General features: G+C 67.7%; 7 protein-coding genes and 1 pseudogene. 7 read left to right on the forward strand and 1 reads right to left on the reverse strand.

Features of this window, described 5'->3' with window-relative positions; genetic code table 11:
• The 6 genes from A5652_RS18555 to A5652_RS18580 all read left to right on the forward strand — a co-directional run.
• Positions 1-1197: MFS transporter (locus A5652_RS18555; RefSeq protein WP_067354686.1), on the forward strand; the 1197-nt coding region annotated here is incomplete at its 5' end.
• On the forward strand, positions 1194-2306 hold the full coding sequence (locus A5652_RS18560) for an NmrA family NAD(P)-binding protein (RefSeq protein ID WP_067354687.1): 1113 nt from the start codon (positions 1194-1196) through the stop codon (positions 2304-2306). The genes A5652_RS18555 and A5652_RS18560, both read left to right, overlap by 4 nt.
• Positions 2303-3127: a class I SAM-dependent methyltransferase gene (locus tag A5652_RS18565; RefSeq protein WP_067354689.1), complete on the forward strand. Its 825-nt coding sequence runs from the start codon at positions 2303-2305 to the stop codon at positions 3125-3127. The genes A5652_RS18560 and A5652_RS18565 overlap by 4 nt, the downstream gene beginning before the upstream one ends.
• A complete protein-coding gene (locus A5652_RS18570; RefSeq protein WP_067354708.1) occupies positions 3124-3936 on the forward strand; it encodes a class I SAM-dependent methyltransferase in 813 nt (270 codons plus the stop codon). The genes A5652_RS18565 and A5652_RS18570 overlap by 4 nt, the downstream gene beginning before the upstream one ends.
• 23 nt (positions 3937-3959) lie before the next feature.
• Positions 3960-4766 carry a beta-phosphoglucomutase family hydrolase gene (locus tag A5652_RS18575; protein ID WP_232001240.1) on the forward strand — a complete coding sequence of 269 codons (807 nt, stop codon included), beginning with the start codon at positions 3960-3962 and terminating at the stop codon, positions 4764-4766.
• On the forward strand, positions 4763-7144 hold the full coding sequence (locus A5652_RS18580) for a glycoside hydrolase family 65 protein (RefSeq protein ID WP_067354694.1): 2382 nt from the start codon (positions 4763-4765) through the stop codon (positions 7142-7144). Before A5652_RS18575 ends, A5652_RS18580 begins: the two co-directional genes overlap by 4 nt.
• On the opposite strand, the gene A5652_RS18585 is transcribed toward A5652_RS18580, so the two are convergent.
• Entirely contained in the window at positions 7138-7713 is a 576-nt protein-coding gene (locus A5652_RS18585; protein WP_067354705.1) for a TetR/AcrR family transcriptional regulator, read from the reverse strand. The genes A5652_RS18580 and A5652_RS18585 overlap by 7 nt on opposite strands.
• Positions 7714-7775: 62 nt before the next feature.
• Here A5652_RS18585 and A5652_RS18590 point away from each other — a divergent pair.
• Positions 7776-7953, forward strand: a pseudogene (locus tag A5652_RS18590) (TauD/TfdA family dioxygenase); the annotation flags it as partial.

The following is a 7953-nucleotide window of genomic DNA, read 5'->3' on the forward strand; positions in this document are numbered from 1 at the left end:
GGTATCGGCGCCGCGGTGATATTCCCGACCACGCTGGGTCTGATCACCAACATCTTCACCGACCCGATACCACGCGCCAAGGCGATCGGATTGTGGGCGGCCATGGTCGGCGTCGGCGTGGCCGTCGGGCCGATCAGCGGCGGCTGGCTGCTCGAACACTTCTGGTGGGGCTCGATATTCATGGTCAACATTCCGATCGCGGCGCTGGCCATCATCGGCGCCAGGCTGTTCGTTCCCACCTCGCGCGACCCTGCGGCGCCCCGCGTCGACGTCCCCGGCCTCATCCTGTCGGCGACCGGAGTCACGACGCTGGTCTACACGGTCATCGAGGCGCCCACCTGGGGGTGGACCGATGGCCGCACAGGCGCCGGATTCGCCCTGGCCGCAACCCTTCTCGCGGCATTTGCACGCTGGGAACGGAGCACCACCCATCCAATGCTCGACGTCTCGGTGTTCTTCAACCGTAGGTTCTCCGGCGGTAGCCTGGCGGTGACCGCCGGATTTCTCACCCTGTTCGGCTTCATCTTCGTCATCACCCAGTACTTCCAATTCATCAAGGACTACACCGCGTTTCAAGCCGGCGTGCGCCTGCTTCCGGTCGCCGTCTCGATCGCGCTGGCCAGCATCCTGGGACCGCGGCTGGTCGAACGCATCGGCACCACCGCCGTCGTCGCCGCCGGCCTCGCCGTATTCGCCGCCGGCCTGGCCTGGGCGTCCACCGCGGACGCCGCCACGCCGTACATCCAGATCGCCACACAGATGCTGCTGCTCGGTGGCGGCCTCGGCCTGACCTTTTCGCCGGCCACGGAGGCCATCATGGGATCGCTGCCGGTCGATAAGGCCGGCGTCGGCTCGGCCGTCAACGACACGACACGGGAACTGGGCGGCACCCTCGGCGTTGCCATCGCGGGCAGCATCTTCGCATCGGTGTACTCGGGACACCTTGGCGCTTCCGCGCTGACAGGATTACCCGCCGATGCGATGCGCCACTCGATGGCTCTGGCGCACACAGTGATTCAGCGACTGCCCGCCCAGCAAGCCGGGCATGTGCGCGCCACGGTCGATCGCGCGTTCCTGGACGGGATGCGGGTCAGCTCGCTGGTGTGCGCGGGCATCGCGCTGAGCGCGGCGATCGTCGTCGGCTGGCTCCTCCCGGCCAGGGAACCGGCGCGTCAACAGGAAAGGACACTGCGATGAGTAGACGAATACTGGTCACCGGCGCCACAGGCAAGATCGGCGGCGCGGTCGCCGGCCAGCTGCTGGAACAACGCGTCACCACTAGGGCGATGGTGCATCGCGAGGATGCGCGCAGCGCCCGCCTGCGGGAGCTGGGCGCCGAGGTCGTCATCGCCGATATGTTTGACGTCCAACAGGTTACGGATGCGATGACCGGGGTCGACCGGCTGTACTTCAACCCTCCCTATCATCCGCACGCGCTTGACAGCGCGGTTGCCTTCGCCGTGGCCGCCCGGCGCGCGGGCGTGGAAGCGGTGGTGGCCCTTGGACAGTGGCTGGCCAGCCCGGAGCATCCGTCGCTGATGACGAGGCAGGCCTGGCTGACCGACAAGTTGTTCGAGCTACTGCCCGACACGGCGCATGTGGCCGTCGATCCGGGCTACTTCGCCGACAACTATCTGCAACTCGTTCCCCTAGCTGCCCAGCTGGGAGTGTTGCCGACCCCAACGGGCGGGGGCCGAAACGCACCACCCTCCAACGAAGACATCGCGCGGGTCGCCGTAGGCGCATTGCTCGACCCTCACCGTCACGACGGGCGCGCCTATCGACCCACGGGACCAACGCTGCTCTCGGGACACGAGATCGCCGACGCGGTCGGTGCGGCGTTGGGCCGGCGGGTGCGTCATATCGACGTTCCGCCGTCGATGTTCATGCGCGCCGTGCGCGTCAACGCGAGGCGACTCGGTGCCGACCTGTACTTCCAGTCCAGCTTGCGTCATTACCTACCCGAGCACGGCCAGGGAACATGGGAGGTGGGCGCGCCGACCACGCACGTGCGCGACGTCGCCGGCGTCGAGCCCGAGGACTTTTTCACCATCGCGCGCCGCTACGTCACCGGTCCCGAATCTCGGCGTACCACAGCCAATTTCATGCGACAGGTCGGTAACCTCATGTTGACCGCATTGACCCCGATGCACCGGCTGGACAAGTTCGACCGGACCCAGCAACACCCCCAACCCGCGCACCCCCGGTTTTCGGGCCAATCCCCGACATGGCGAAGTGAGCACGGCGTTGCACAGCGGAATTCTGTCGCCCTGATCGCCACCGGAGAAAGGACGGGAACGCGATGAGCACCGCATCACAAGGCAGCACCTACGTCTTGGGCCACGCCGACGCGGAGGTGCAGCGGCTCCTCCTGCAAGGACGGCTGTACGACCACTACACGGAGCACGCGCTGCGGCTCGCCGGGCTGCGGCCGGGCATGCGGGTGCTCGATATCGGGTCGGGGCCCGGCGACGTGTCGTTTGTCGCCGCGCGGCTGGTCGGTCCGACGGGGACCGTTCTGGGCGTCGACGCCGCGCCCGCGATGGTCGAGCTCGCGCGTGACCGCGCGCAAGAAAAGGGCATGTCCACGGTGCGTTTCAGGCAGGCCGCGGTGGACGAGATCTCGCTGGACGAACCGGTGGACGCGGTGGTCGGCCGGTTGATCCTGATGCATCTACCGGACCCCGCGGCGACGCTGCGCCACCTCATCTCCTTCGTGCGCCCCGGCGGGATCGTCGCGTTCTCGGAGAACGACATCACCTCGACGCGCACCGTCCCGGACATCCCGCTGTTCGGGCAGGTAGTGGCGGCGATCGTGCGCGCCTTCGAGGCCATGGGGCTCAGCGCCGCGTTCGGTACCACACTGCATACCGTCTTCGCCGACGCGGGCCTTGGCGCCCCGCACCTCATCCAGGGCGCGCCGACCGGTACGGCCGCCGACACCGATCTGTTGGCGTACGCCGCGGAAGTCTGGCGGCTGGTGTCCCCGGTCGCCGAACAACACGGTTTCTCCATCGGTATCGACATCGACACTTTCGTCGAGCAATTCCGCCAGCTGACGCTCGAGGTCGACGCGCTCATCACGATGGCCCCGATGATCACCGCATGGGCGCAGGTGCGGAAATGACCGGCACCATCGAAACCCAGTACTCGACCGGGCTTTCGCGGCGCAGCATCGAACGGGCCCTGCTCGACGCCGGCAAGGATCTCGATCACCTCGCACCCGCGGACCTGGCGCCACTGGAGGACTTTCACACCATGGGCCGCTTCGGCACCGCCCAGCTGGTGGAGGTGTCCGGAATTACCAGGAAAAACCGGGTTCTCGACGCGGGCAGCGGGATCGGCGGCACGGCGCGCTACCTCGTCGGCGCCTGCGGCTGTGCGGTCACCGCCGTGGATCTCACCGCCGAGTATTGCGACACGCACCGCTGGCTCAATCGACTTGTCGGGCTCGATGATTCGATCACGGTTGCGCAGGGCGACGTCACCGCCTTGCCCTTCCCCGACGGCTCCTTCGACGTCGTTATCAGCCAGCACGTTCAGATGAACGTGGGCGATAAGCCACGTCTGTACAGCGAGGCCCGCCGGGTGCTCACGCGCGGAGGCCGGCTTGCCTTGTGGGATCTGACCATTGGAGACGGCCGGCCGCTCGACTTCCCGCTACCCTGGGCCGACGCACCCGCCAACAGCCATCTCGTCAGCCCCGGCGAGCTGCGCACCGTGGTCACCTCCGCCGGGTTCGCGGTCGAGCACTGGAACGACCTCACCGAGCAGGCCACCGCACTCATGCAGGCATTGCTGGCCCAGCCGCCCCAACCGCTCGGCCTGCATGCGTTCGTCACCGACTTTGGCCGCAAGGCCGAGAACCTCACCCGGGCGTTGGCGGATGGGAGGCTGCGCGCGATCCAGGCCGTCGCGACGGCAATCGGCGCCTGAACCTGGCGACACGCATAGCGGGCATGGTGAAGTGGGTATCGGTTAAACCAGCCCCCGAGACCAGGAAGCGAGGTCCGCCGGTGAGTCCAGCGCTGGGTCTACCCGAGAAAGTGCGTGCCTGCCTGTTCGACCTCGACGGCGTGCTCACCGATACCGCCGGTGTGCACACCAAAGCCTGGAAGACCATGTTCGACGGCTACCTGTCCGACCGGGCCGAGCGCACCGGCGATGAGTTCGTTCCTTTCGACGAGGCCACCGACTACCGCGAATACGTCGACGGCAAGAAGCGAGAGGACGGCGTCCGCTCGTTCTTGGAAAGCCGCGACATCCATCTGCCTGACGGCAGCCCCGACGATCCCGACGACGCCGAGACCATCTACGGCCTGGGCAACCGCAAGAACGCCATGTTCCAGAAGGTCTTGAAGGAGGACGGCGTCAAGGTGTTCGACGGGTCGCGTCGCTATCTGGAGGCGGTCTCCGCGGCGGGGCTGGGCATCGCGGTGGTGTCATCGAGCGCCAACACCCGCGACGTCCTCGAGGTCACCGGTCTGGACCGCTTCGTGCAGCAGCGGGTCGATGGCGTCACCCTGCGCGATGAACACATCGCCGGCAAGCCGGCCCCCGACTCCTACCTGCGGGGGGCGCAGCTGCTTGACGTCCCGGCCGACGCCGCGGCCGTGTTCGAGGACGCCTTGTCCGGGGTGGAGGCCGGCCGGGCCGGTAACTTCGGCTTCGTGGTTGGTGTCGACCGGGTGGGCCAAGCCGAGGACTTACGCCGCAACGGCGCCGACGTGGTGGTCACCGACCTCGCCGAGCTGCTGCAGTCATGATCAGCGACGAATCGTTCCCCGTCGAGCCATGGCACGTGCGCGAGACCCAGCTCGACCTCAACCTGCTGTCACAGTCCGAATCCCTGTTCACCCTGTCAAACGGGCACATCGGGCTGCGCGGCAACCTCGACGAAGGCGAGCCGTACGGCCTGCCGGGCACCTACCTGAACTCCTTCTACGAGATCCGGCCGCTGCCCTACGCCGAGGCCGGCTACGGCTACCCGGAAGCCGGCCAGACGGTGGTCGACGTCACCAACGGCAAGATCATCCGGCTGCTGGTCGAGGACGAGCCGTTCGACGTCCGTTACGGCGAACTGCTCTCCCACGAGCGGGACCTGGACCTGCGCGCCGGAACGCTGACCCGCACGGCGCACTGGCGCTCACCCGCGGGCAAAGAGGTCAAGGTGGTCTCCACCCGGCTCGTGTCCCTGGCCCAGCGCGGCCTCGCCGCCATCGAGTACTGCGTGGAAGCGGTCGACCAGTTCGTCCGGGTGACGGTGCAGTCGGAGCTGGTCACCAACGAGGACCAGCCGCAGACCTCCGGCGATCCCCGGGTCTCCGCGATCCTGGAGAACCCCCTCGAAGAGGTCGCTCACGAAAAGACCGACACCGGAGCGGTTCTCATGCACCGGACGCGCGCCAGCGCGCTGATGATGGCCGCCGGCATGGACCACGAGGTCGACGTCCCCGGGCGCGTCGAGGTCAACACCGATGCGCGCGCCGATCTGGCGCGGACCACCATCATCTGCGGCCTTCGCGAGGGGCAGAAGCTACGCATCGTGAAATACATCGCGTACGGCTGGTCGAGCATGCGCTCGCGTCCGGCACTGCGTGATCAGGTCGCCGCCGCGCTGCACAGCGGCCGTTACACCGGCTGGCAGGGGCTGCTGGATTCCCAACGCGAGTACCTCGACGATTTCTGGGATAGCGCCGACGTCGAGGTCGAGGGCGACTCCGAATCCCAGCAGGCCGTGCGGTTCGGGCTCTTCCACCTGTTGCAGGCCAGCGCCCGCGCCGAACGCCGCGCGATCGCCGCCAAGGGGCTGACGGGAACCGGCTATGACGGCCATGCGTTCTGGGACACCGAGGGTTACGTGCTGCCGGTGCTCACCTACACCGCCCCGCACACCGTGGCCGATGCGCTGCGCTGGCGCGCCTCCACCATGGATCTGGCCCAGGAGCGGGCGGCCGAACTCGGCCTGGAAGGCGCCGCCTTCCCGTGGCGGACCATCCGCGGGCAGGAGTGCTCGGCCTACTGGCCGGCCGGCACGGCGGCCTGGCACATCAACGCCGACATCGCGATGGCCTTCGAGCGCTACCGCATAGTCACCGGGGACGAAGACCTGGAGGCCGAGTGCGGCCTGCAGGTGCTCGTCGAGACCGCCCGGCTCTGGATGAGCCTGGGCCATCACGACCGGCACGGCGTCTGGCACCTCGACGGCGTCACGGGCCCCGACGAGTACACGGCGATCGTGCGCGACAACGCCTTCACCAACCTGATGGCCGCGCATAATCTGCGCGTCGCCGCCGACGGCTGCAACCGCCACCCCGAGGTGGCCAAGGCGCTGTGCGTCACCACCGAGGAAACGGCGTCCTGGCGCGATGCCGCGAAGGCCGCCAACATTCCCTACGACTCCGGCCTGGAGGTCCATCAGCAGTGCGAGGGCTTCACCACCTTCGCCGAATGGGACTTCGAACGCAACACCACCTATCCCCTGCTGTTGCACGAGGCCTACGTGCGGCTCTACCCCGCCCAGGTGATCAAGCAGGCCGACCTCGTGCTGGCGATGCATTGGCAGAGCCACGCGTTCACACCCGAGCAGAAGGCCCGCAACGTCGACTACTACGAGCCGCGCATGGTGCGCGACTCGTCGCTGTCGGCCTGCACGCAGGCGGTGATGTGCGCCGAGGTCGGGCATTTGGACCTCGCACACGATTACGCGTACGAGGCCGCCCTGATCGATTTGCGGGACCTGCACCACAACACCCGCGACGGGCTGCACATGGCCTCGCTCGCCGGCGCCTGGACCGCGCTGGTGGCCGGCTTCGGTGGCCTGCGCGACGACGAGGGCATTCTGTCGCTGGATCCCCAACTGCCCGACGGCATTTCGCGGCTACGGTTCCGGCTGCGGTGGCGCGACTTCCGGGTCACCGTCGACGTCAACCACTCCGACGTCACCTACACGCTGCGCGACGGCCCGGGCGGCGAGCTGACCATTCGGCACGCCGGCGAAGAGCTCGAGCTCAGCACCGAATCCGCGACGACGGTCGAGATACATCTCCGTAAGCCACTGCTGCCGCCGCCGCACCAGCCGCCCGGCCGTGAGCCCATGCACCGGCGGGCGCTGACCAGGGCCAACCCGCTCCGGGATCACTGAGGCTCGTCGGGCACGAGAATCCGTTGCACCTCGGCGCCGACGGCCTGGCGCAGTTCGGCATCGGTCAGTTCTTCGATCCCGGTGGCCGAGCGCAGGATTGGCGCGAACAACCGCCAGCCGAATTGCAGGGCAAGGGCATTGGCGACCGCGAGCCGGGCCTTGACCTCGTCGTCGTATTGCGGCCGCACCCCGTCGAGCAGCGTGGCGATGTTGGGAAAGCGTTTCTGTAACTGGCCCGCGGGATAGCCGTCCAGAACGGTGCGGGCCATCACCCGCATCTGCCGGTCCAGGGAACTCTCCAGCACGGCGGCCGGCGCATCGGTGCCCAGCAGGGCGTTGAGGTCGGCGCCCAGATGATCGAGCACGGCGCCGACCAATTGCTCCTTGGTGCCGAAGTGGCGGAACACCAACCCGTGATTGACGTTGGATCGCGCGGCGATGTCGCGGATGGACGTCGCGGCCGGACCGCGCTCGGCGAACAGGTCGGTGGCGGCCTCCAGGATCGCCGCGGCCACTTCCGCGCGCCCGGTGGGCGTTTTCCCGCGACCCGTTGCGGAAGCTGTAGTCATCTGACTACACTACCAGATGTAGTCAGCTGACTACACCCCTTTTGATTTCAAGGACGACGAAAATGACAGGTCAGATAACCGTCACCAAGCTGGGCAGCCGCATCGGCGCCCGGGTGGACGGCGTTCGCCTCGGCGGCGACCTCGACCAGGACGCGGTCGAGGAGATCCGCCGGGCGCTGTTGGCCCATAAGGTGATCTTCTTCCGTCACCAGCACCACCTCGACGACTCCCAGCAGCTCG

It is taken from the genome of Mycobacterium sp. 1165178.9 (assembly GCF_001673555.1).
In the GTDB taxonomy this organism is placed as follows: domain Bacteria; phylum Actinomycetota; class Actinomycetes; order Mycobacteriales; family Mycobacteriaceae; genus Mycobacterium.

Excerpts from the sequence above, each read along its gene's own strand:
- A5652_RS18560 (WP_067354687.1), top strand. The coding sequence starts at position 1,194 with ATGAGTAGACGAATACTGGTCACCGGCGCCACAGGCAAGATCGGCGGC.
- A5652_RS18565 (WP_067354689.1), top strand. The coding sequence starts at position 2,303 with ATGAGCACCGCATCACAAGGCAGCACCTACGTCTTGGGCCACGCCGAC.
- A5652_RS18570 (WP_067354708.1), top strand. The coding sequence starts at position 3,124 with ATGACCGGCACCATCGAAACCCAGTACTCGACCGGGCTTTCGCGGCGC.
- A5652_RS18575 (WP_232001240.1), top strand. The coding sequence starts at position 3,960 with ATGGTGAAGTGGGTATCGGTTAAACCAGCCCCCGAGACCAGGAAGCGA.
- A5652_RS18580 (WP_067354694.1), top strand. The coding sequence starts at position 4,763 with ATGATCAGCGACGAATCGTTCCCCGTCGAGCCATGGCACGTGCGCGAG.
- A5652_RS18585 (WP_067354705.1), bottom strand. The coding sequence starts at position 7,713 with ATGACTACAGCTTCCGCAACGGGTCGCGGGAAAACGCCCACCGGGCGC.